The sequence below is a fragment of the Burkholderia sp. PU8-34 genome, assembly GCF_053427725.1.
Genome location: NZ_JBSAXC010000085.1, coordinates 1 through 407 on the forward strand (window position 1 = coordinate 1; position 407 = coordinate 407).

The following is a 407-nucleotide window of genomic DNA, read 5'->3' on the forward strand; positions in this document are numbered from 1 at the left end:
GCCCAGTCCGACGCGTCGTTTCCGAGCGCACTGACCGGCAAGCTCGTCTATCACAGCTACGTCAACTACGGCGATGGCACGAGCCAGCTGTTCCTCTACGACTTCTCGGCGCACACGCTGACCCAGTTGAGCAAGAGCGCGTGGGGCATCACCGACCCGATGAACGCGGTGTTCAGCCCCGACGGCAAGTGGATCGCGTTCATGGGCATCACCAACAACGCGTGGAACGTGTTCATGTATCAGCTCGGCACGAACAACCCGCCGATCAACATGACGAACAGCACGGGCGCCACCCGTAACGAAGACCCGAAATTCAGCTCGGACGGCAAGACCCTCGTGTTCAAGCAGAACGGAAGCGTCAAGCAGGCCACGCTGTCGTATACCAGCGCAGGCCCGGTCTTCACGTC

The 407-nt window shown here is 60.9% G+C and carries 1 protein-coding gene; it reads left to right on the forward strand.

What is annotated here, in order from left to right:
* On the forward strand, positions 1 to 407 hold a 407-nt coding region (locus ACV22Z_RS35825; protein ID WP_448080954.1), incomplete at both ends, for a TolB family protein.